Genomic DNA, 21,240 nt, shown 5'->3' with positions numbered 1-21,240 from the left:
CGGATGTGCGCCGAGGCTGCCGTCCGGGCCTACGGTACCCGGCTCGCTTTGTATGACCTGGCCAAGCCCGGATCCCGATATCGGACCGGTATCGCAACGTGCATCGTTGTGAAGGGGATGTGATGGTCGTCACTTCTTGGAGTTGATGACCGCCTCCATCACGTTCTTCGCGATCGGCGCGGCCAGGCCGCCACCGGAGATGTCGTCACGGTTGGCGTGCTCGTCCTCGACCACCACGGCCACGGCCACCGGGGAGCTGCCGTCCGGGAGCTTGGCGTAGGAGATGAACCAGGCGTACGGGTTGGCGCTGTTGGCCACGCCGTGCTGGGCGGTACCGGTCTTGCCGCCGACGACGACGCCGGGGATCTGGGCGTTGGTGCCGGTGCCCTGCTTGACCACGGTCTCCATCATCGACTGCAGGATCTGCGCGTTCTGCGGCGACAGCGGCCGGCTCATCTCCTGCGGCTTGGTCTTCTCCACCGGGTCGAGGTTGGAGGACTCCAGCTCGTCCACCATGTACGGCTTCATCAGCTTGCCGTCGTTGGCGACCGCCGAGGCGACCATGGCCATCTGCAGCGGGGTGGCCGCGGTGTTGTACTGACCGATGGAGGACAGCGCGGTCTGCGAGGTGTTCATGTTGTCGGAGAACACGGAGGCGTTGGAGCGCACCGGGGTGAACTGCTGCGCGTCGAAGCCGAACTTCTTCGCCTCCGCCAGCATCTTGTCGTTGCCGAGGTCGGCGCCGATCTTGCCGAAGACGGTGTTGCAGGAGTACTGGAGCGCGACCCGCATGGTGGCGTTCCTGCAGGGGATGTTGCCCTCGTTCTTCAGCGGAGTCGTGGTGCCCGGCATGATGTACGGCAGCGGGGAGTCGGTCGGCTGGTCGGCCGAGGTGTACTTGCCGTTCTCCAGCGCCGCGGCGGCGGTGACGACCTTGAAGGTGGAGCCCGGCGGGTAGGTCTCGCGCAGCGCCCGGTTGAGCGTCGGGTCGGCCGGGTCGTTCTCCTTCAGCAGCTTGTTCCTGGCCTTGGCGTCGTCGTTGGTGTTCCCCGCGAAGGTCGAGGGGTCGTACGACGGGTAGGAGGCCAGGGCCAGGATCTTGCCGGTGGACGGTTCGAGCGCGACGACCGCGCCCTTGCCGCCCTGGGCCTTCAGGCCGTTGTACGCGGCCTTCTGCGCGGCGCCGTTGAGCGTGGTGACGACATTGCCGCCCTGCTTCGGCTTGCCCGTGATCATGTCCAGGGTGTTGCGGAAGAAGAGCCGGTCGTCGTTGCCGGTGAGGATGCCGTCGTCCAGGTTCTCCAGCTGGGTGCCGCCGAAGGCCTGGGAGGAGTAGCCGGTCACCGGGGCCCACATGGGCCCGTTCTTGTAGGTGCGCTTGTACTTGAAGTCGCCGTGCTTGAGCTCGACCGAGCCGGTCACCGGGTTGCCGTCCACGATGATGTCGCCGCGCGGCGCGGAGTACCGCTCGATGGCGACCCGGCGGTTGAGCGGGTCGGTGCGCAGGCTGTCGGCCTTGACGTACTGCAGGTAGTTGTCGCGGACGAGCAGGGCCAGGATGAGCAGGCCGCAGAAGATCGCGATCCGGCGCAGGGGCTTGTTCATGACGGGCGGACCACCTGGGTCATCTCGGCGTCGGGGTTGGCTGCGGGGGTCGGGGCCGGGCGGCGGGCGGTGTCGCTGATGCGGATCAGGACGCCGATGAGCGCCCAGTTGGCGATCACGGAGGAACCGCCGTACGCGAGGAACGGCATGGTCATACCGGTCAGCGGGATGAGGCCCATCACACCGCCGGCCACGACGAAGACCTGGAGCGCGAAGGCGCCGGAGAGGCCGATGGCGAGCAGCTTGCCGAACGGGTCGCGGGCGGCGAGGGCGGTGCGCACGCCGCGTTCCGCGATCAGGCCGTAGATCAGCAGGATCGCCATGAGGCCGGCCAGGCCCAGCTCCTCGCCGAAGGTGGCGAGGATGAAGTCGGAGTTGGCGGCGAACTTGATCAGCTCGGAGTGGCCCTGGCCCCAGCCGGTGCCGAGGGTGCCGCCGGAGCCGAAGGCCCACAGGGCCTGCTGGAGCTGGTCGGAGTGGGCGATGCCGTCGTGGGTCACCATCCGGCTGAGCTTGTACTCGCGCATCGGGTTGAGCCAGGCCTGCACACGGGTCTGGATGTGCGGCTCGAAGCTCGCCACGCCGACGGCGCCGACCGCGGACATCAGCAGACCGAAGACGATCCAGCTGGTCCGCTCGGTGGCGACGTACAGCATGATCACGAACATGCCGAAGAACAGCAGCGACGTACCGAGGTCGGTCTCGAAGACCAGGATCAGGATGGACATCGCCCAGACCACGAGGATCGGTCCGAGGTCGCGGCCACGCGGCAGGTAGAGGCCCATGAAGCGGCGGCTGGCGAGAGCCAGCGCGTCGCGCTTCACCATCAGATAGCCGGCGAAGAAGATCGTCAGCACGATCTTGGCGAACTCACCGGGCTGGATGCTGAAGCTGCCGACGTGGATCCAGATCTTGGCGCCGAAGACGTTGGTGCCGAGGCCCGGCACCAACGGGAGCAGCAGAAGGATCAGCGCGCACACCATCGAGATGTAGGTGTAGCGCTGAAGCGTGCGGTGGTCCTTGAGGAAGTACAGCACTGCCACGAACAGGGCGATGCCCATGGCCGTGTACATGAGCTGGTTGGTCGCCTTGCCGCCCGCCACATGGATCTGCTGGAGCGCCTTCGACTGGTCGAGTCGCCAGATGCAGACCAGACCCAGCCCGTTGAGCAGGGTGGCCAGCGGCAGCAGCAGCGGGTCGGCGTACGGGGCGAACTTCCGTACGACGAGATGGGCCACGCCGGCCAGCAGGCCGAGCCCCAGGCCGTAGCTCAGCAGGCCGGCGGGCACCTGGTTGTTCAGGGCCAGGCCCACGTTGGCGTAGGCGAACACCGGGATGAGCACCGCGAAGATCAGCAGGGCCAGCTCGGTGTTGCGGCGGCTCGGCGCGCCGATCGCGCCGATGGTGGACGTGTGGTGCGTCGGCGAGTTAGTCGTACTGCTCATCGTGTGACAGGGCCTCTCACGGCTTGCCTACTGCTTACCGCACAGCGAGACGACCTTCTGCTCATCCTCCGAGAGGGTGGGGCCGGGGCTGGGGGTCGCGGACGGGGTCGTGGACGGAGACTTCGAAGATCCCGGGGTGTCCGTGGACGGGGACGCCTTCGGGTTCGTGGTCGCGGTCGTCTGGGTGAAGGCGGTACGGGTCACGGTGCCGGTGGCGCTGCCCTCGGTGGTCCTGCTGCCGCCGGTCTTGCTCGGCTTGCCCGGCTGGGTGCGCTCGGCGTCCTGACGCTCGGTCTCCTTCTTGCAGGCGGAGGCCTGCACGGCGAGCTCCTGGATCTTCGACTGGGCCTCCTTGAGGCCGCCCTCGGCGATCGTCGCCTTGACCTGCTTCTGCTGGTACGACGGCAGGTACTTGAGTTCGATCTCCGGGTGGTCCTGCTGCATCTTCGACAGCGACACCCAGGCCAGGTCCTGGCTGATCCCGCGGTACAGCGCGACGTGCTCCTCGTTGGCGCCGACGTAGTACTGCGTCTGCGTCCAGCGGTAGCCGCCGTAGAGACCGCCGCCGATGACCGCGAGGGCGAGGGCGCTGTAGAGAGACGCCTTCAGCCATGTGCGGCCCTTGCGGGGCTTGGTGAAGTCGCCGTCGGCGTAGTCGTCGAAGCTGCCCGCCGGGAGGTAGCCGGTGGTGTCGCCGGAGCCGGGCGGGCCGAACTCGCCGCCGCCGTGGCCCTGCCGGCCCAGGTGGGAGGCGCGGCCGGCCGGGGTCTGCATGATCCCGTTGTCGTGCAGGTGGCTCTGGTTCTCGGCGACGGCGCCGACCACGACCGGCTGGTCGGACAGCTGGCCCGCGAGGGTGTCGCCGGTGTCGAGGTCGAGGACGTCGGCCACGATGACGGTGATGTTGTCCGGGCCGCCGCCGCGCAGCGCGAGCTGGATCAGCTCCTGCACGGTCTCCTGCGGGCCCTGGTAGCTGGCGAGGGTCTCCTCCATCGTCTGGTGGGAGACGACGCCGGACAGGCCGTCGGAGCAGATCAGGTACCGGTCGCCGGCGCGGACCTCGCGGATGGACAGGTCGGGCTCGACGTGGTCACCGCTGCCGAGGGCACGCATCAGCAGCGAGCGCTGCGGATGGGTGGTGGCCTCCTCCTCGGTGATCCGGCCCTCGTCCACGAGCCGCTGCACCCAGGTGTGGTCCTGGGTGATCTGCGTGAGCACCCCGTCGCGCAGGAGGTAGGCGCGCGAGTCGCCGACGTGCACCAGGCCGAGCCGCTGGCCCGTCCACAGCAGCGCGGTGAGCGTGGTGCCCATGCCTTCGAGCTGGGGATCCTCCTCGACCATGGAGCGCAGCTGGTCGTTGGCGCGCTGCACGGCCACGCCGAGGGAGGTGAGGATGTCGGAGCCGGGCACGTCGTCGTCGAGTGTGACCAGGGTGGAGATCACCTCGGAGGAGGCGACCTCGCCGGCCGCCTGGCCGCCCATGCCGTCGGCGATCGCCAGCAGGCGCGGGCCGGCGTAACCGGAGTCCTCGTTGCCCTCGCGGATCATGCCCTTGTGCGAACCGGCGGCAAAGCGCAGTGACAGACTCATGCGCACCTCGCCCGTCGGCTCCGAATGCAGCCGGTCGTGTCGAGCCACACTGCCCACCCTCCGGTCGGGAGCGCGCCGGGGACCGGAAGACGGTCCGCCACTGCGTGCTCGCTCCGCTCGCGCTCACTCATGATGTAGCACTACTTCCGCAGCTCGATGACGGTCTTGCCGATGCGGATCGGCGCGCCCAGCGGGATCGGCGTGGGAGTCGTCAGCCGGGACCGGTCCAGGTAGGTGCCGTTGGTCGACCCCAGGTCCTCGACGATCCACTGTCCGTCGCGGTCGGGGTAGATCCTGGCATGGCGGCTGGAGGCGTAGTCGTCGTCCAGCACGATCGTGGAGTCGTGCGCCCGGCCCAGCGTGATGGTCTGGCCCTGGAGCGCGACGGTGGTGCCGGTCAGGGTGCCCTCGGTCACGACCAGCTTGCCGGGGGCGTTGCGCCCGCGCCGGCCGCCGCCGCCCTGCTGGCCGCGCTGCTGCGGGGGCGCGGCCTGCTGCCGGGCCGCCTGCCGGCCGCCCGCGGGCTGGGCCCGCCCGGCCTCCCTACGCGATCCGCGCTGGGTGACGCGCGTACCGAACAGGTCGCTGCGGATGACCTGCACGGCCACGATCACGAACAGCCACAGTACGGCCAGGAAACCCAGCCGCATGACCGTGAGGGTCAGCTCTGACATTGCCCCCGCTTCACCCTTCGGCTTGCCTATAGATAACGGTGGTGCTGCCCACGACGATCCGCGAGCCGTCGCGGAGCGTAGCGCGGGTGGTGTGCTGCCCGTCCACCACGATGCCGTTGGTGGAGCCGAGATCCTGGATCGTCGAGGGCGTTCCGGTCCGGATCTCGCAGTGCCGGCGGGAGACACCGGGGTCGTCGATCCGCACGTCGGCCTCGGTGCTGCGGCCCAGCACCAGGGTCGCCCGGGAGATCTGGTGGCGGGTGCCGTTGATCTCGATCCAGTAGCGGGTGCGTCCGCCGCTCATCGGGGCGGCCGCGGGGCGCTGGGTGGCGGGCTGCGGGTAGCCGTAGCCGCCGGGCCGGGCGCCGGGCGGCGGGGCGGCGGGCATGGGGGGCGCGCCGGCGGGCATGGCGGGCGGATAGCCGTACCCGCCGCCCTGGCCGGGGCGGCCCGCGGGTGCCGAGGGGCCCTGCCCCTGGGCCGCCGGTCCCGCCTGCTGGTTGCTGGAGGCGGCGAGGGTGCGCGAGCGCACCCGGTAGAGCCCGGTGTCCAGGTCCTCGGCCTTCTCCAGGTTCACCTTGATCGGGCCCATGAAGGTGTAGCGCTGCTGCTTCGCGTAGTCACGCACCATGCCGGCCAGTTCGTCGCCGAGCTGCCCGGAGTAGGGGCTGAGGCGCTCGTAGTCGGGCGCGCTGAGCTCCACGATGAAGTCGTTGGGTACGACGGTGCGGTCGCGGTTCCAGATGGTCGCGTTGTTGTCGCACTCCCGCTGGAGCGCGCCGGCGATCTCCACAGGCTGGACCTCGGACTTGAAGACCTTGGCGAAGGTGCCGTTCACCAGACCTTCGAGACGCTGCTCGAACTTCTTCAGGACTCCCATGGGGCACCTCCTCCGTCCCTTGTCGGTTCCTTGCCCTGCTCGGTGTGGTGCGGGTGGTGCTCGGTGCGTTGCCTTGCCGGGTACCGCCGGTACTGCTTACTGATCGTATCCACGCCCCCGGCAAACAGCCGGTTCCCCCAGCCGCTCCGCTCCGAACTCCTACCCGGCATGGATCGTAGAGCCGGGCGAAGACCAGTGTCCCGCACCCGGACCCGGTCCTGTCCCTCTCCTGCGGAGATGGCCGGGACCGGTACGAGGTTGATACGTGGTCCGGGACTCCTTGATACGCGCTCGGACGGCGTGACGCTGTGCGGATGGTCACGGGTGTGGGGACGGTCACGGTCCGGGAGCGGGGGGAACGGCCGGGGCGGGCTCCGGGGGGCGGGCGGACGGCTTGCGCGGAGGGGCGGCCGGGTGCGGTGACGCGGCGGGCGCGGTGGCCGGTGGCCGTCGGAGATGGTGGCGGGCGGTCGTCGGCGACGGTGGCGGGTGCGGCGGCGGCCGGCCGGACATGGCTCGGCCCGGGGGGTGGATGCCTGCGGGCCAGGTCGGCGGTGTCCGGGGCCTTCGGCGGTGGCCGGGGCCTCCGGGAAAGGGATGTGAACCCACCCCGTACGACGTGCTAATGTTCTGCATGTCGGAAGGGGCCAGCCCGAAAGGGCGAAACCCGGAAGACACACCCAATGCGCGGGTGGCGGAATAGGCAGACGCGCTGGATTCAGGTTCCAGTGCCCGCAAGGGCGTGGGGGTTCAACTCCCCCCTCGCGCACAACGAGACCGGGTCTCTATGGTGACGGAAGTCACCATAGAGACCCGGTTCTTTTGCGTTTCCGGCAGGCGTGTGGCCGGGCTGTTCAGTGAGCCATCTCACGCCCTGTCGCGCGGAGTCGGGGAGAGGGCCGGCGTTTTCCCGGGCCGGGCCGGGGCTTTGGCCGTCTCGCGTCGGGCAGCCGGTGGTCGAGGTCCCTCGCTGGTCAACAGGGGTGGGGCGAGGGGTCTTTGGGGACAGCTCGGCGTGACTCGGCCGGGACGTCGGCGACATGGCGGTGTGTTGTGCGCGGGGCCTGCCGGGGCGCCGGGCGATCACGGGCGATCACCTGGTGGTGCTCGCGGAACTCCGCCACCAGGGGTGCGGTAGGCGGCCCGCCGTGGTCTTCGCGGCCTCGCGGTCTTGGTGACCTCGCGGTCTTGGCGGCCTCGCGGCCTTCGCGACCTCGTGGGTACGTGGGTACGCGGATACGTGCGCCATGAGGTGCTTGTTCCCGGAAACCCCTGGGCGCCTGCCGGTTGCCGGAGAGGTGGTGGCCGAGATAGGACGCTAGCCAAGTATTTCGGTAACCGATGTAATCTGGAGGCATGGCCATCGGCACGCGACCGCACCCGTCCCTGCGGCGCGGGCTCGCCCTGCTCACCGCGGAGCGGCCCCGCCCCGAGGCGATCCGCGCGCGGCCGAACAGCTGGTGGCTGGCCGTGGGCACGGTGTGCTTCGGCGCGTTCATGGGCCAGCTGGACGCCAGCATCGTCACGCTCACCTACGGCGGTCTGCGCGCCGGCTTCCATGCCTCGCTCGCGGCCGTCGAATGGGTCTCGCTGGCCTATCTGCTGGCCCTGGTGGCGCTGCTGGTGCCCGCGGGCCGGCTGGCCGACGCCCATGGTCGCAAGCTGCTCTACCTGTACGGCTTCGCCGTCTTCACCCTCGCCTCCGCCGCCTGCGGCTTCGCGCCCTCGCTCTGGGCCCTCGTGGCGTTCCGTGTCGTCCAGGCGGCAGGGGCGGCCATGATGCAGGCCAACAGCGTGGCGCTGGTGACCACCAGCGCGCCGCGCGCGCGGATGTGCAGCGCCCTCGGGGTGCAGGCCGCCGCCCAGGCCCTGGGCCTGGCCCTGGGGCCGACGGTCGGCGGGGCCCTCGTGTCGACGCTCGGCTGGCGCTGGGTGTTCTGGGTGAACGTGCCCGTCGGCGTCGTCGCGCTCGTCGGCGGGCACTACCTGCTGCCCCGCACCCGCGCCCGTACCCAGGCCGGCCGCTTCGACTGGCCGGGCCTGCTGTTGCTGGCCGTGGCGACCACCGGTGCCCTGATGGGCGTCTCCGCCGCCTCCGGGCTGCCGGTGCCCGGCTGGGGCGTGGTCGCGCTGTTCGTGGTCGCGGCCGCGGCGGGCTGGGGCTTCGTCCGGCGCCAGCGACGGGCGGCCGCGCCCCTGCTCGACCTCGCCCTGCTGCGGGTACGGGCGGTGGCGTACGGCCTGATGGGCGCTCTGAGCGGCTACCTGGTGCTGTTCGGGCCACTGGTGCTGGTGCCCGTCGTGCTCACCGTGCGCGGCGCCTCCGAGCTGACGGCGGGGCTGGTGCTCACCGCTCTGCCGGCCGGGTTCGCGCTGGCGGCGACCGGGGGCGACCGGGTGCTGCCGCGCGGGCTCTCGGACCGGGGGCGGTGCCTGGCGGGGGCGGCGGTCTTCACCGTGGCGACGGCCGCGCTGCTGGTCGTGCCCCCGGGTGTCGGTGGGCTCGTGCCGGTGCTCGCGGCCACCGGCCTGGGGCTCGGGATGTTCACTCCGGCCAACAACACGCTGATCATGGGCGCGATACCCGCGCGGTCGTCCGGGACGGGCGGGGGGCTCGTGAACATGACACGGGGGTTGGGGACCGCGCTGGGGGTCGCTCTGGTGACGCTGGCGTTGCAGGTGGGGGGCGACGGGGACCTCCGGGGCGGGGTCCAGAGGGCCGCTGTGGTTCTCGTGGTGGCGTCGGCGGTCGCGGTGGTGGCGGCTTGGTTCGGTCCGCGGGAGGGGGCGTAGGGGCGTCCCGAGGTCGTGTCCGAGGGTCGTGTCCGAGGGTCGTGTCCGAGGGTCGTGTCCGAGGTCGTCTCCCGTGGGTGGTTCTGGGGGCTGGCTGTTCCGGGGGCTTTCCCGGAACCTCCGCGGGGGTCTGCGCGGGGCTTCGGAGGGGGGCCTCGCGGGGTCTTCGGAGGAGGCTCGGTGTCGGCGCCGGTTTCGGTGCCGGTTTCGGTGCGGGTGCGGGTGCGGGTGGGCGATGGGCTGGGCGTCGGTGCGCGTGCGCCTGCCGTCGGCCGTCCGAGCCCCGGACGGCCCGGCCGTCCCCGGACGCCGCCCGGCTACGCTTTTCGCATGTCCGCGCAGCCACGTCCCGACGTCTCCGCCGGCCCCACCGCCCAGGCGCCCGAGGCCCGTCTGCTCACCGAGGCCGTCACCCGGCTGCGCCGCGCGCTGCGCTCCTCGATCCGCACCGACTATCCGTGGGAGACCCTCCCCATGGCGCAGGTCGAGCTGCTCCAGGTGCTCGGCGAGCACTCGCCCGCGCGGATCAGCGACCTCGCCGCGCGCCGCCGCCTGGCACCGAGCACGGTCAGCGGGCTGATCGGCCAGATGATCGGTGCGGGGCTGGTCGCGCGGGACGTCGACGCCGCCGACCGCCGGGCCTCCGTCGTCACCCTCACCGACGCAGGCCGCGAGAAGCTCGCGGCCTGGACCACGGCGCATGAACGCCGCATCGACGCCGCGCTCGGCGCGCTGGACGACGCCTCGCGCGAGGCCATCGGGAACGCCCTGCCCGCGCTGTTCCGGTTGGCGGAGAACCTGGGCGCGGAGGCGGGGGAGGGCACACCGGAGCGGTGAACCCGGCGGTGCGGCGGTGAACCCGCCCGTGGCTGATGGGCCGTCCACAACCGGCGGGTTGTCCACAGGGGCTGACGCGGTCTCCGTCATCGGCTGTACCGTCTTGCCGAGTTGATGTTCGTGTCGGTGCGTACGGGGGAGGCGGTCGCCGTGGCCGGGAGCGGTGCGGGCGTCGTGGTGGGCGAGTCGGAGCACACGGAGCCGGGAGACCGGGGGAAGCCGGGGGAGCCTGGCGCGCGTCGGCTGCCCCGGGTGCGCGGGTTCGCCGCGTGGCCGCGGCATGGTTCGCCCAAGGAGGAGGGCAAGGCGCTGCGGAAGAGCGTGCCGCGCCGTGCCCATGGCGTCTTCGAACCGGCTGCCGACCGCCCGGACGCGGTGAGCGCCGTCGTCGAGTCCAACGCCGGGCGGATAGCCGAGCTGACTCCGATCCGCGTCGGCCGGATGGCGGCCACCCCCTTCGCCTTCCTGCGGGGTTCGGCCGGGCTCATGGCGTACGACCTGGCGCGCACCCCCGTGACCGGGACAGGCACCCAGATCTGCGGCGACGCACACGCCGCCAACTTCGGTCTGTACGGCGACGCCCGCGGCGGCCTCGTCATCGACCTGAACGACTTCGACGAGACCGTGCACGGCCCCTGGGAGTGGGACCTGAAGCGGCTCGCCACCTCGCTGGTACTGGCGGGCCGCGAGGCGGGTGCCGACGAGGACACCTGCCGTGCCGCGGCGCGGGACGCGGCCGGTGCCTACCGCCGCACCATGCGGCTGCTGGCGAAGCTGCCGGTGCTGGACGCGTGGAACGCCATCGCGGACGAGGAACTGGTCTCCCACGCCGACGCCCACGACCTGCTCGGCACCCTGGACCGGGTCTCGGAGAAGGCGCGGGCCAACACCAGCGGCCGGTTCGCGGCGAAGTCGACCGAGCCGCACCCGGACGGCGGGCGGCGCTTCGTCGACGCCTCGCCGGTGCTGCGCCGGATACCGGACCGCGAGGCCGCCGCGGTCGCCGCGTCGCTGGAGCAGTACCTGACGACCCTGCCCGAGGACCGCCGCCCGCTGCTGGCCCGGCACGCGGTGCACGACGTGGCCTTCCGCGTGGTCGGCACCGGCAGCGTCGGTACCCGCTCGTATGTCGTCCTGCTCCTCGACCACCGCGAGCATCCGCTGGTCCTCCAGGTGAAGGAGGCCCGCCCCTCCGCGCTGGTCCCGCACCTGGCCACCGCCGGCTTCGCGACCCCGCCGGTGGCGCACGAGGGCCGCCGGGTCGTGCTCGGGCAGCAGCGGATGCAGGTGGTCAGCGACACCCTGCTGGGCTGGACCACGGTCGACGGACGCCCTTACCAGGTACGCCAGTTCCGCAACCGCAAGGGCAGCGTCGACCCCGCCGCCCTCGCCGCCGACCACGTCGACGACTACGCGCGCATGACGGGCGCCCTCCTGGCCCGCGCCCACTCCCACAGCGCCGACCCCCGCCTGATCGCCGCCTACTGCGGCAAGAACGAGGACCTGGACGACGCCATCGCCACCTTCGCCGTGACCTACGCCGACATCACGGAGTCCGACCACTCGGCACTGGTCACGGCGATACGGGCGGGCCGCGTAGCGGCGGAGCTGGGCGTGTAAGAGAACTCCGGGAACTCGGAGGGGGCCCGACCGCGGCTCCCCCAGGGGCGCGGGGAACCGCGCGGCCGGCCGCGACGGACCCGCGCCCGCGCGCCCGCACGCCCGGACCCAGCCCGGCGCAGCGACTACGCTGGGCAGGTGACCACCCCGGAAGCCGAACAGCCCCACGCCCCCCGCCCTGAGGCGCGGCTCGAACAGGCCGTACGGGCCGCCGAGCAGGCGTTGATCGAGTACGAGATCGCCGTGGAGACCTTCCGCGTCGAGGTCGAGAACTTCTCCCGGCTGCACGAACAGCGCCTCGGCCCGCTCTACCTGCGCCTGGAAGAGCTGGACGCCGAGATCGCCGAGGCGACGGCGGCCCGCACCGGTGACCCGGAGGACGTGCGCCGCGCCGAGGAGGCCCGCGCCAACGTCCTGCCGATCCCCGGCGTCGAGGAGCTGATGCACGGCTGGATGGACGGCCACGGCCTCTATCCCGAGGCCGCCGCCATGCTCACCGACCAGGCGGTGCGTCCCCCGGAGCGGGTGCGGCCCAGCGAGGAGGCCCGCAAGCTCTACCGCGAGCTGGCCCGCAAGGCCCACCCGGACCTCGCGCAGGAGGAGGACGAGCGAGCCCGGCGCGAGGAGTTCATCACCCGCGTCAACGCCGCCTACGCCCGCGGCGACGAGGCCCTGCTGAAGGAACTGGCCGAGGAGTGGGCGGCCGGACCGGTACCGCCCGAGCGGCGCCCGAGCCCCGCCGAGGAGCTGTACGCCCGCCTCGAATGGCTCTCCCAGCGCAAGGAACTGCTCAACCTGGTCGCCCGCGAACTGGAGGACGGTGCCATCGCCGGCATGCTCCGCCTCGCCCCGGACGATCCCGACGGGCTGCTGGAGGAGATCGCCGAAAAGCTCCGCGCCGACATCACCCGGCGGGAGGCTGAGCTGGCGGCCCTGCTGGAGCAGGGCTGAACCACGCCCGCGGTCGGGTAGCGTCGGAGGCATGAACTTCGGAGCTGGTGTGCCCACGGTCGGTGTCACGGACCTCAAGGACGACGACTTCCTGTTGGACGTCCGCGAGGACGACGAGTGGCAGGCGGGCCACGCCGAGGGAGCGTTGCACATCCCGACCAGCGAGTTCGTGGACCGGTACGGCGAGCTGACCGAGGCCGCCCCGCAGGACGGCCGCGTCCATGTGATCTGTCGCTCCGGCGGCCGGTCCGCCCAGGTCACCATGTATCTGGTGCAGCAGGGCATCGACGCGGTGAACATCGACGGCGGCATGCAGTCCTGGGCCGCCGCGGGCCGCCCGGTGGTCACCGACGACGGCGGGCCGGGCCACGTGCTCTAGGCACCCCGCACCCCGGCAGGCCGCGCGGGTCAGCCGAGCGGGTGTGCCGCCAGCAGGTCCCCGAGCCGCTCCTCGTACGCCGCCGCCGGGCCGAGCGCCAGTTCCAGGTGCTTGGCCCAGGCGTGGTAGCGGTGCAGGGGGTAGTCGGTGTCCGCGCCGAAGCCGCCGTGCAGATGCTGGGCCGTCTGCACCACCCGCCGTACCCCCTCCGCCGCCCAGATCTTCGCCACCGCGACATCCCCGGCGACGGGCAGCGCGCCCGGCGCCCCGGAGGCGATCCGCCAGGCGGCCTGCCACAGGGTGGCCGCCATGGCCCGCAGATCGATGTACCGGTCCGCGGCCTGCACGGCCACCGCCTGGAAGGTCGCGATCGGATGCCCGAACTGCTCCCGCCTGCCGGTGTATTGGCTGGTCATGTCCAGCACCCGCTCGCCCCGCCCGAGCGCCTGCGCACAGGTGCCGGTGGCGAGCAGCGCGTGCAGCCATTCCCAGCCGCCCTCGGTCCCGATGACCTCGCCCGACTCCAGCCGCGCCGCTGTCAGCCGCAGTTCGGCCAGCCGCTCCCCGCTGGTGGACACCTGCTCGGCGAGCACCACGCCGTCCAACTCCCGGGACACGAGCGCGAGCACGCTCTCGCCGGCCGCCGCGCCTTCGAGGCGCGCCGGTACGACGACGACGTCCGCGTCGTACGCCCACGGCACCGCCGTCTGCACCCCGTCCAGCACCCACCCGGCCCCTCCCGCCGTGCGATGACGGCGAGTTCGGGGTCATGACCGCTGCGTCCGCTCGCGGCGACGGTCAGCACCAGCTCTCCGCCCCGCCCGCTCCAGCAGGCGCTCCCCCGACTCCTTGCTCCCGTAGGCCTGTACGACCGCCGCCGCGCTGTGCTCCAGCAGCGGCACCAGTGCGAGGACCTTCGCCGACTCCCGGAGCACCAGGCACAGGGCGATCGCGTCCAGGCCCGCCCCGCCGTACGCCTCGTCGAGCAGCAGGCTCAGCAGATCGGCGCCGGCGAACCGCGACCACAGCTCCCGGTCGAGGCCCTCTGCCACGGCGCCGGTGGTCAGCGCCGGGCTGGGCACCGCGTCCGGCAGGACACCGGCGAACACCCCGCGCGCCGCCTCGGCCGCCGCCTGCTGCTCCTCGGTGAAGGTGAAGTCCACGGCCTGTCCCGCCGACGGTGCCATTCGTCACCTGACGGGCCGTCAGGACAGAACAGTTTCTAGGAGAAGGGAACCTCGGCGGTCCTTCCTCCGCGGCGGGTTCCGTTGCGGGTTCCGCGGCGCGTCCTCAGCGGTCGAAGTCCAGCTCCACCTGTTCGGTCAGCGGATGGGACTGGCAGGCCAGTACGTATCCGGCGTCCGTCTCGTCCTCTTCCAGGGCGAAGTTGCGGTCCATGCGGACCTCACCGGAGACCAGGAAGGCCCGGCAGGTGCCGCAGACCCCGCCCTTGCAGGCGTAGGGCGCGTCGGGACGGTTGCGCAGCACCGTCTCCAGCAGGGACTCGCCCTCCTGCACGGGCCAGGTGCCGCCGCGTCCGTCGAGGCGGGCGGTGACGGTGCTGTGCGCGGCCGCCGGTGCGGTGCCCGCCGCGGTCGGACCGGAGTCCACGTGGAAGATCTCCTGGTGGATCCGCGCGCGGTCCACGCCCAGTTCGCGCAGCGCTCCCTCGGCGCCCTGCACCAGCCCGTAGGGCCCGCACAGGAACCATCCCGCCACCCGCGCCAACGGCAGCAGCGCGGGCAGGAGCCCGGTGAGGCGCGCCTGGTCGAGCCGGCCGGACGGCAGGCCCGCCTGCTGCTCCTCCCGGGAGAGCACGGTCACCAGCTGGAGCCGCTCCGGATAGCGGTCCTTCAGGTCGGCGACCTCCTCAAGGAACATCGTGGACGCGGCCGTACGGTCACCGCGTATCAGACAGAACCGGGCCGCGGGCTCCCGCGCCAGCAGGGTGGAGACGATGGACAGCACCGGGGTGATGCCGCTGCCGCCCACGATCGCCGCGTACAGCCCCGGCGCCGGTTCCAGGGTGAAGCGCCCGGCCGGGGTCATCACCTCCAGCTCGTCCCCGACGTCGATCTCCTTGAGCGCGTAGGTGGAGAAGGCGCCGCCCTCCACCAGACGCACCCCCACCCGCAGGCTGCTCGGCCCCTCGGTGTCAGGGCCGGGCGCGGGGGAGCAGATCGAATAGGTCCGCCGCACCTCCGTGCCGTCCACCCGGCGCCGCAGCGCGAGGTGCTGGCCGGGTGCGTGCCGGTACTCCGCGCGCAGCTCGGGCGGGACGGTGAGGGTGAGGGCCACGGAGTCGTCGGTGAGCCGGTCGACCGCGGCCACCTGGAGCGGGTGGAAGCGCGCCATCACAACTCCTTGAAGTGGTCGAACGGTTCGCGGCAGGACAGACAGCGGCGCAGTGCCTTGCACGCGGTGGAGGAGAACCTGCTCAGCAGCTCGGTGTCGGGCGAGCCGCAGTGCGGGCAGGGGACCGGCTCGGCCCCGGTGGCGTCGGTGCGCGTCGGGCCGAGGGTCAGCGGTACCGGACCGGAGGCATCGCGCACCCTCGGCGGAGCTATGCCGAACTCCCGCAGTTTGCGGCGGCCTTCGGGGGTGATGTCGTCGGTCGACCAGGCGGGCGTGAGCACCGTGCGCACCGTGACCTCGCGCAGGCCGTGCTCCCGCAGGACCCGCTCGATGTCGAGGGACATCGCCGCGACGGCCGGGCAGCCGGTGTAGGTGGGGGTCAGGTCGACCTCGGCGGCGTCGGTGCCGTGCAGGTGCACCGCGCGCACCACGCCCAGCTCATGGAGCGTCAGCACCGGAAGCTCGGGATCGGGGACCGAGCCGGCCAGCTCCAGCAGCTCCGCCTCCAGGGCGGTGGCGGTCACCATGACGCCCCCGGATGGCTGCGGTGCAGATGCTGCATCTCCGCGAGCATCCGGCCGAAGGGCTCGGTGTGGATGCCCTGGCGGCCCGCGCCCGCCGACCAGGCCCCGGTGCGCGGCCCCTCGGGAACCGTCAGGGTGGCCCGGACGAGCACCTCGGTGACCGACTCCAACCAACGGGACTCCAGAGCCGCCCAGTCGACGTCCAGTCCCTCCACCGGCTGGAACATCTCCCCGGTGAACCGCCACAGCGCGGCACAGGCGCGCCGCATCCGCTCGTGGCTGGTCTCGGTGCCGTCGCCGAGGCGCAGGGTCCACTGCTCGGCGTGGTCGCGGTGGTAGGCGACCTCCTTGACCGCCTTCGCGGCCAGCGGAGCGAACGGTCCGTCCCCGGCGGCGAGTTCGGCGTGCAGGAGATGCTGGTAGGTGGAGAAGTACAGCTGGCGGGCGATGGTGTGGGCGAAGTCGCCGTTCGGCTGCTCGACCAGCTGGAGGTTGCGGAAGGACCGCTCCTCGCGCAGATAGGCCAGTTCGTCCTCGTCGCCGGCCAGGGACAGCAGGACCCGGGCCTGGCCGAGCAGGTCGAGGGCGATGTTCGCGAGGGCGACCTCCTCCTCCAGGGCGGGGGCGTGCCCGGCCCACTCCCCCAGGCGGTGGGAGAGCACCAGGGCATCGTCGCCGAGCGCGAGCGCGGCGGTCACCGGGACGGTGGCGGGGCCGGTGGCGGTCACAGGTGCTTCACCCCTTCCGGGATCTCGTAGAAGGTCGGGTGCCGGTAGGGCTTGTCGGCGGCCGGCTCGAAGAAGGGGTCCTTCTCGTCCGGCGAGGACGCGGTGATCGCGGCGGCCGGGACGACCCAGATGGAGACGCCCTCGCCGCGCCGGGTGTACAGATCGCGGGCATTGCGCAGGGCCAGCTCGGCGTCGGGCGCGTGCAGGCTGCCGGCGTGGGTGTGGGAGAGGCCCCGCCGGGAGCGCACGAAGACCTCCCACAGGGGCCAGTCGGTGGTGCTCATGCTCGCTCCGCTCCCGTCGTCTCGTGTCCGGTGGCTTCGGTGCCACCGGTGTGCTTGGCCGCGTGGGCCGCGGCCGCTTCCCTCACCCAGGCGCCCTCGTCATGGGCGCGTTTGCGCTGGGTGAGGCGCTGTTCGTTGCACGGGCCGTTGCCCTTGAGGACCTCCCAGAACTCCGTCCAGTCGATCCGGCCGAAGTCGTGGTGCCCCCGCTCCTCGTTCCACTTCAGGTCCGGGTCGGGGAGGGTCAGGCCCAGGGACTCGGCCTGGGGGACGCAGATGTCGACGAAGCGCTGGCGCAGCTCGTCGTTCGAATGGCGCTTGATCTTCCATTCCATGGACTGCGCGGAGTGCTGGGACTCGTCGTCGGGCGGGCCGAACATCATCAGGGAGGGCCACCACCAGCGGTCCACCGCGTCCTGGGCCATCGCGTGCTGTTCCGGGGTGCCCTGGCTCAGGGCCAGCAGCAGCTCGTAGCCCTGGCGCTGGTGGAAGGACTCCTCCTTGCAGATCCGCACCATGGCGCGCGCGTACGGGCCGTAGGAGCAGCGGCACAGGGGGACCTGGTTGGTGATCGCGGCGCCGTCCACCAGCCAGCCGATCGCGCCGACGTCGGCCCAGGTCAGCGTCGGGTAGTTGAAGATCGAGGAGTACTTCTGGCGGCCGCTGTGCAGCTTGTCGAGCAGTTCGTCCCGGCCGGTGCCGAGGGTCTCCGCCGCGCTGTACAGATACAGGCCGTGCCCCGCCTCGTCCTGGACCTTGGCCATCAGGATCGCCTTGCGGCGCAGGGAGGGCGCGCGGGTGATCCAGTTGGCCTCCGGTTGCATCCCGATGATCTCGGAGTGCGCGTGCTGGGCGATCTGGCGCACCAGGGTCGCGCGGTAGGCGTCGGGCATCCAGTCGCGCGGTTCGATGCGCTCGTCGGCGGCCACGGCCGCGTCGAAGACGCGCTGGTATTCCGCCATGTCCCCGGCGGTGCTCCGTGCGCCGTCCGCCTCCGGGCGGGCCGTGCGCTGCGCGGCTGCTGTGGCCATGCGATCCCCCTGACCTCGGGCTCTGCGGTGGGATTCTCCCGACCGATCGTTCGGTCCGTGCGCATCAATGGTGGGCCGGGCCGCCGGACAGTGTCAACCGCTGTGGAAAACTCCGCGCGGAACCTGTGGACGAGTGATGCCCGTGGACCAGCGATGCCCGTGGACGAGCGAGGCCGGCGGCGGGCGGAGTCGGTGGACCGAGCGTGCGGGGAAGGGAGGGCCGACCCCCGGGGCTGCGCGCGGAGGCCGGGGCTGAGTACCGTTCCGTGCATGTGCCGCGATGGGGCGCTCGTGAACCGCGTGGCGCCTGTGCCGGGCGGCCGTATCGAAGGGGTCGGCCCCGGGTCGGCCCGGTGGGCCGATCCACGACTGAGCCGGAATTGGGGGACGGGGCGGAATGGACGCGTACGACGAGGACCCGGGGGCCGAGAGCGGCCCGGACGGGCCGGCCGGGGCGCGTCCCCCGGAGACGCCACGGGTCCCAGAGGTCCCAGAGGCCCCAGAGGCCCCAGAGGGCCCGGAGGACCCAGGGAAGTCCGAGATGCCGGAGGCCCCGGAGGCCTCAAGGCACTCCGGGATGCCGGAGGCCCCGGGAAATCGCGGGTTGCCCGAGGCCCCGGAGGGCCCGGAGGGCACGGAGATCCAGGAGAAGCCCGAGAGTCCGGCAGTCCCGGAGGACACCCCGGAACACCTCCCGGCGGGCGAGCACGACGGTGGCTCCGCCGAGCAGGAACCGGAGGACCAGCCCCCGACGCCCCAGGCTCCGACGCCCCAGGCTCCGACGCCCCAGGGTCCGACGCCCCAGGCTCCGACGCCCCAGGGTCCGGCCCTTCGCGGGCTCGCCGCCCTCTCTCTCCGCTACCAGGTCGTCGCCGCCCTGGCCGTCGCCGTCGTCGCCGTCGGGGTCGGGGTGCACCTGCTGATGGTGTTCCTCAGCGTCGCGCCGCAGAACACGGTGTCCAAACAGCACGGCAAGGCCGTCGAGGCATGGGTGTTCCCGGAGTTCGAGCAGAACTGGAAGCTGTTCGCACCCAATCCGCTCCAGCAGAACATCGCCGTGCAGGTACGGGCCGATGTGCGGATGAAGGACGGCAGCGTGCGCACCACCGGCTGGACCGACCTGTCCGCCCAGGACGGCGCCGCCATCGACGGCAACCCGGTGCCCAGCCACACCCAGCAGAACGAGCTGCGCCGCGCCTGGGACTTCCTCACCGCGACGCACACCGCGGACAACCGTCCCGTCGGCCTGCGCGGCTCCCTGTCCGAGGAGTACCTGCGCCGGATCGTGGTGATGCGCCTGTACCGCACCGATCCGACCAGCCGGCTCGGCGTCGTCCAGCGGGTGCAGGTCCGGTCCTGCACCGTCAATGTGCAGCCCCCCTCATGGAGTGGTGAGCAGGTGTCCGACAAGCCCTTCTACCGCGTGCTGCCCTGGTGGACGGTGAGCGCCGACGAGGCCGCCGGAGGTGTGCGGTGAAGCGGTTCTCCCCGTCCCTGTCCCGCGGGCTCGCCCGTATCACCGAGGCGGCCCTCGGGCCGTACCAGAGCGCCGTGATCCGGATCGGCTTCGCCGGGACCTGGCTGTTCTTCCTGCTGCGCGAGTTTCCCCACCGTCAGGAGCTGTACGGCCCGAGCGGTCCCTGGGACTGGGGCATGGGCCGGCAGCTGACCGAGGACAACCACGCCTTCACGGCCCTGATGTGGTCGAGCGGGCAGCTGTGGTTCGAGTGCTTCTACACGCTCGCGATCCTCGCCAGCGGCGCGCTGCTGCTCGGCTGGCGCACCCGTACGGCGTCCGTGCTGTTCATGGTGGCCGTCCTGTCGCTGCAGAACCGGAGCGTCTTCGTCGGCGACGGCGGCGACAACGTGCTGCACCTGATGGCCATCTACCTCGTGTTCACGCGCTGCGGGCAGGTGTGGTCCCTCGACGCCCGGCGCAGAGCGTGCGGCGAGCGGGCCCCCTCCGACCGGGCCCTTGCCGACGGCGCCCCCTCCGACCGGGCCCTTGCCGACGGCGCCCTCGCCGACCGGGCTCCCGCCGACTTGGTCGGTGCGCTCCTGTGGGCGGTTCTCGGCCTCGCGCTGATCACGGTGACGGCGACCGGCCGCCTCTTCGGCAACGCCTGGCTGATCCCGGTCCTGTTGTGGACCATATGGGTGGCGCTCGGCCTGTGGTGGCTGGTCCAGCGCCTGGCGCGCTCGGCCGAGCCGCGGATCCTGCTCGACGTGATCGCCAACGTCCTGCACAACGGCGCCCTCGTGGTGATCATGGCCGAGGCGTGCCTGATCTACGCCACCGCCGGCTGGTACAAGATCCAGGGCTCGCGCTGGCAGGACGGCACCGCCGTCTACTACCCGCTCCACCTGGACTACTTCACGCCCTGGCCCGGCCTCGCCGGCCTGATGTCCACCAGCGGCACCATCCTGACGATCGTGGCGTACGGCACCGTGATGGTGCAGGTCGCCTTCCCCTTCACCCTGCTCAACCGGCGGGTGAAGAACGTGCTGCTGGTGCTGCTCATGCTGGAGCACTCCGTGATCGCGGTCGTCCTCGGACTGCCGTTCTTCTCGCTGGCGATGATCACCGCGGACGCGGTCTTCCTGCCGACCTCGTTCCTGCGCAGGGTCGGGGCCCTCGCCACTCGCGCGCGCGGCCGGTTCGTCACGGACGACGGCCACGGCGACGGCCGGGGCATGGGCCGGGAAGCAGGCGAGGACGCCACGGTGCCGGCGCCCCGCTCCCCGGAGGACAGCACGCCCGGCCCCGTAGGGTTCACGGCATGACCGACCCGCTGATCCGCTGGCGCGAGCACGCCGCCTCCACCGTGCTGCTCGACGGCTTCCACGCACTCAAGCACGCGCTGCGCTTCGGGGCCGAGGTGCCGGTGGCGGTCACCACCGACCGGCGGGCGGCGCTCGCCCTGGCCGAGGAACTGGCCGGGGACGTACGGGAGACTCTGGCCGGGCTGCTCGCCGAAGTTCCCGAACAGACGTACGTCGCGCTCGTCCCGCGCCCCCATCCGACGGGTGTCGCCGCGCTCGCCGTACGACCCTCACGCGAGGCCCGTCTGGAGGCGCTCGCCCGGATGCCGCGCACCGCCCCCGTGGTGGTCCTCGACAACCCCCGCAACCTCGGCAACGCGGGCGCCGTGATCCGGCTGGCCGCCGGTTTCGGGGCGACCGGCGTGGTCACCACCGGCACGCTCGACCCCTGGCATCCGACCGTGGTGCGCGGTGGCGCGGGACTGCACTTCGCGACCGCCGTGGAGCGCCTGGACGTCGACGAGCTGCCGCCCGGCCCGCTGTTCGCCCTGGACCCGGAGGGCGAGGACATCCGCGGCACCGAGCTGCCCGACGACGCCGTCCTCGCCTTCGGCTCGGAGCGCAGCGGGCTTTCCGCCGAGGTGCGCGCGCGGGCCGACCATCTGCTGCGGCTGCCGATGCGCCCCCAGGTCTCCAGCTACAACCTCGCCACCAGCGTGGCGATGACGCTGTACCACTGGAGCACCACCGGGGGCGCTCCCGTCTAGCCCTCTGCGGCCGT

Annotated in this window: 18 protein-coding genes, 1 tRNA gene and 1 pseudogene; 9 read left to right on the top strand and 11 right to left on the bottom strand. The window is 72.1% G+C overall.

Features of this window, described 5'->3' with window-relative positions; translation table 11 throughout:
- Positions 1 to 129: 129 nt before the first annotated feature.
- From ACWDD7_RS01430 to ACWDD7_RS01410, 5 genes are all read right to left on the bottom strand, one after another.
- Positions 130 to 1,605, bottom strand: coding sequence for a peptidoglycan D,D-transpeptidase FtsI family protein (locus ACWDD7_RS01430; RefSeq protein WP_450455619.1), 1,476 nt, complete (start codon positions 1,603 to 1,605; stop codon positions 130 to 132).
- Positions 1,602 to 3,050: an FtsW/RodA/SpoVE family cell cycle protein gene (locus ACWDD7_RS01425; RefSeq protein WP_450455618.1), complete on the bottom strand. Its 1,449-nt coding sequence runs from the start codon at positions 3,048 to 3,050 to the stop codon at positions 1,602 to 1,604. Before ACWDD7_RS01425 ends, ACWDD7_RS01430 begins: the two co-directional genes overlap by 4 nt.
- A gap of 27 nt (positions 3,051 to 3,077) precedes the next feature.
- Positions 3,078 to 4,640 (bottom strand): Stp1/IreP family PP2C-type Ser/Thr phosphatase, encoded by a 1,563-nt coding sequence (locus ACWDD7_RS01420; protein WP_450455616.1) that lies wholly within the window; start codon positions 4,638 to 4,640, stop codon positions 3,078 to 3,080.
- 140 nt (positions 4,641 to 4,780) lie between these two features.
- Complete coding sequence (locus ACWDD7_RS01415) at positions 4,781 to 5,314, bottom strand: FHA domain-containing protein FhaB/FipA (protein ID WP_450455614.1); 534 nt, start codon at positions 5,312 to 5,314, stop codon at positions 4,781 to 4,783.
- Between the two features lie 10 nt (positions 5,315 to 5,324).
- A complete protein-coding gene (locus tag ACWDD7_RS01410; protein WP_450455613.1) occupies positions 5,325 to 6,194 on the bottom strand; it encodes an FhaA domain-containing protein in 870 nt (289 codons plus the stop codon).
- 685 nt (positions 6,195 to 6,879) lie between these two features.
- Here ACWDD7_RS01410 and ACWDD7_RS01405 point away from each other — a divergent pair.
- From ACWDD7_RS01405 to ACWDD7_RS01380, 6 genes are all read left to right on the top strand, one after another.
- Positions 6,880 to 6,963, top strand: a tRNA-Leu gene (locus ACWDD7_RS01405).
- Between the two features lie 587 nt (positions 6,964 to 7,550).
- Positions 7,551 to 8,987, top strand: a complete 1,437-nt coding sequence (locus tag ACWDD7_RS01400; protein ID WP_450455611.1) for an MFS transporter — start codon at positions 7,551 to 7,553, stop codon at positions 8,985 to 8,987.
- A 330-nt stretch (positions 8,988 to 9,317) separates the two neighbouring features.
- Positions 9,318 to 9,824 (top strand): MarR family winged helix-turn-helix transcriptional regulator, encoded by a 507-nt coding sequence (locus tag ACWDD7_RS01395; protein ID WP_351869503.1) that lies wholly within the window; start codon positions 9,318 to 9,320, stop codon positions 9,822 to 9,824.
- Positions 9,825 to 9,938: 114 nt separating this feature from the next.
- The gene (locus ACWDD7_RS01390) at positions 9,939 to 11,444 is read left to right on the top strand and encodes a DUF2252 domain-containing protein (protein ID WP_450455610.1); all 1,506 of its coding nucleotides are present in this window, start codon (positions 9,939 to 9,941) and stop codon (positions 11,442 to 11,444) included.
- Between the two features lie 138 nt (positions 11,445 to 11,582).
- Positions 11,583 to 12,395 carry a hypothetical protein gene (locus ACWDD7_RS01385; RefSeq protein WP_450455609.1) on the top strand — a complete coding sequence of 271 codons (813 nt, stop codon included), beginning with the start codon at positions 11,583 to 11,585 and terminating at the stop codon, positions 12,393 to 12,395.
- Between the two features lie 49 nt (positions 12,396 to 12,444).
- Entirely contained in the window at positions 12,445 to 12,774 is a 330-nt protein-coding gene (locus tag ACWDD7_RS01380) for a rhodanese-like domain-containing protein (protein ID WP_351869577.1), read from the top strand.
- A 29-nt stretch (positions 12,775 to 12,803) separates the two neighbouring features.
- Here the strand turns inward: ACWDD7_RS01380 and ACWDD7_RS01375 are convergent.
- The 6 genes and pseudogenes from ACWDD7_RS01375 to paaA form a co-directional block, all read right to left on the bottom strand.
- Positions 12,804 to 13,937, bottom strand: a pseudogene (locus tag ACWDD7_RS01375) (acyl-CoA dehydrogenase family protein).
- Between the two features lie 127 nt (positions 13,938 to 14,064).
- Positions 14,065 to 15,129: a 2Fe-2S iron-sulfur cluster-binding protein gene (locus ACWDD7_RS01370; RefSeq protein WP_351869512.1), complete on the bottom strand. Its 1,065-nt coding sequence runs from the start codon at positions 15,127 to 15,129 to the stop codon at positions 14,065 to 14,067.
- Positions 15,129 to 15,656 (bottom strand): 1,2-phenylacetyl-CoA epoxidase subunit PaaD, encoded by a 528-nt coding sequence (paaD, locus tag ACWDD7_RS01365; protein ID WP_450455607.1) that lies wholly within the window; start codon positions 15,654 to 15,656, stop codon positions 15,129 to 15,131. Before paaD ends, ACWDD7_RS01370 begins: the two co-directional genes overlap by 1 nt.
- Complete coding sequence (gene paaC, locus ACWDD7_RS01360; RefSeq protein ID WP_450455606.1) at positions 15,650 to 16,381, bottom strand: 1,2-phenylacetyl-CoA epoxidase subunit PaaC; 732 nt, start codon at positions 16,379 to 16,381, stop codon at positions 15,650 to 15,652. Before paaC ends, paaD begins: the two co-directional genes overlap by 7 nt.
- The gene (gene paaB / locus ACWDD7_RS01355; protein WP_014673816.1) at positions 16,378 to 16,665 is read right to left on the bottom strand and encodes a 1,2-phenylacetyl-CoA epoxidase subunit PaaB; all 288 of its coding nucleotides are present in this window, start codon (positions 16,663 to 16,665) and stop codon (positions 16,378 to 16,380) included. The genes paaC and paaB overlap by 4 nt, the downstream gene beginning before the upstream one ends.
- Positions 16,662 to 17,696 (bottom strand): 1,2-phenylacetyl-CoA epoxidase subunit PaaA, encoded by a 1,035-nt coding sequence (paaA, locus tag ACWDD7_RS01350; protein ID WP_392212347.1) that lies wholly within the window; start codon positions 17,694 to 17,696, stop codon positions 16,662 to 16,664. Before paaA ends, paaB begins: the two co-directional genes overlap by 4 nt.
- A gap of 604 nt (positions 17,697 to 18,300) precedes the next feature.
- Here paaA and ACWDD7_RS01345 point away from each other — a divergent pair.
- Genes ACWDD7_RS01345 through ACWDD7_RS01335 form a run of 3 tightly spaced genes read left to right on the top strand, consistent with a single transcriptional unit; the run spans position 18,301 to position 21,226 of the window.
- A complete protein-coding gene (locus ACWDD7_RS01345) occupies positions 18,301 to 19,173 on the top strand; it encodes a DUF5819 family protein (protein ID WP_450455603.1) in 873 nt (290 codons plus the stop codon).
- On the top strand, positions 19,170 to 20,480 hold the full coding sequence (locus tag ACWDD7_RS01340; protein ID WP_450455601.1) for an HTTM domain-containing protein: 1,311 nt from the start codon (positions 19,170 to 19,172) through the stop codon (positions 20,478 to 20,480). The genes ACWDD7_RS01345 and ACWDD7_RS01340 overlap by 4 nt, the downstream gene beginning before the upstream one ends.
- Entirely contained in the window at positions 20,477 to 21,226 is a 750-nt protein-coding gene (locus ACWDD7_RS01335) for a TrmH family RNA methyltransferase (RefSeq protein WP_450455599.1), read from the top strand. The genes ACWDD7_RS01340 and ACWDD7_RS01335 overlap by 4 nt, the downstream gene beginning before the upstream one ends.
- Positions 21,227 to 21,240: the final 14 nt, after the last annotated feature.

Source organism: Streptomyces sp. NPDC001056, assembly GCF_053598955.1.
Note: the sequence above shows the minus strand (reverse complement) of the source record. Positions and strands in the feature narration are given on the sequence as shown.

What these genes read in the sequence shown, in the direction of transcription:
- ACWDD7_RS01430 (WP_450455619.1), bottom strand. Translation starts at nt 1,605, where the DNA reads ATGAACAAGCCCCTGCGCCGGATCGCGATCTTCTGCGGCCTGCTCATC.
- ACWDD7_RS01425 (WP_450455618.1), bottom strand. Translation starts at nt 3,050, where the DNA reads ATGAGCAGTACGACTAACTCGCCGACGCACCACACGTCCACCATCGGC.
- ACWDD7_RS01420 (WP_450455616.1), bottom strand. Translation starts at nt 4,640, where the DNA reads ATGAGTCTGTCACTGCGCTTTGCCGCCGGTTCGCACAAGGGCATGATC.
- ACWDD7_RS01415 (WP_450455614.1), bottom strand. Translation starts at nt 5,314, where the DNA reads ATGTCAGAGCTGACCCTCACGGTCATGCGGCTGGGTTTCCTGGCCGTA.
- ACWDD7_RS01410 (WP_450455613.1), bottom strand. Translation starts at nt 6,194, where the DNA reads ATGGGAGTCCTGAAGAAGTTCGAGCAGCGTCTCGAAGGTCTGGTGAAC.
- ACWDD7_RS01400 (WP_450455611.1), top strand. Translation starts at nt 7,551, where the DNA reads ATGGCCATCGGCACGCGACCGCACCCGTCCCTGCGGCGCGGGCTCGCC.
- ACWDD7_RS01395 (WP_351869503.1), top strand. Translation starts at nt 9,318, where the DNA reads ATGTCCGCGCAGCCACGTCCCGACGTCTCCGCCGGCCCCACCGCCCAG.
- ACWDD7_RS01390 (WP_450455610.1), top strand. Translation starts at nt 9,939, where the DNA reads ATGTTCGTGTCGGTGCGTACGGGGGAGGCGGTCGCCGTGGCCGGGAGC.
- ACWDD7_RS01370 (WP_351869512.1), bottom strand. Translation starts at nt 15,129, where the DNA reads ATGGCGCGCTTCCACCCGCTCCAGGTGGCCGCGGTCGACCGGCTCACC.
- paaD (WP_450455607.1), bottom strand. Translation starts at nt 15,656, where the DNA reads ATGGTGACCGCCACCGCCCTGGAGGCGGAGCTGCTGGAGCTGGCCGGC.
- paaB (WP_014673816.1), bottom strand. Translation starts at nt 16,665, where the DNA reads ATGAGCACCACCGACTGGCCCCTGTGGGAGGTCTTCGTGCGCTCCCGG.
- paaA (WP_392212347.1), bottom strand. Translation starts at nt 17,696, where the DNA reads ATGGCCACAGCAGCCGCGCAGCGCACGGCCCGCCCGGAGGCGGACGGC.
- ACWDD7_RS01335 (WP_450455599.1), top strand. Translation starts at nt 20,477, where the DNA reads ATGACCGACCCGCTGATCCGCTGGCGCGAGCACGCCGCCTCCACCGTG.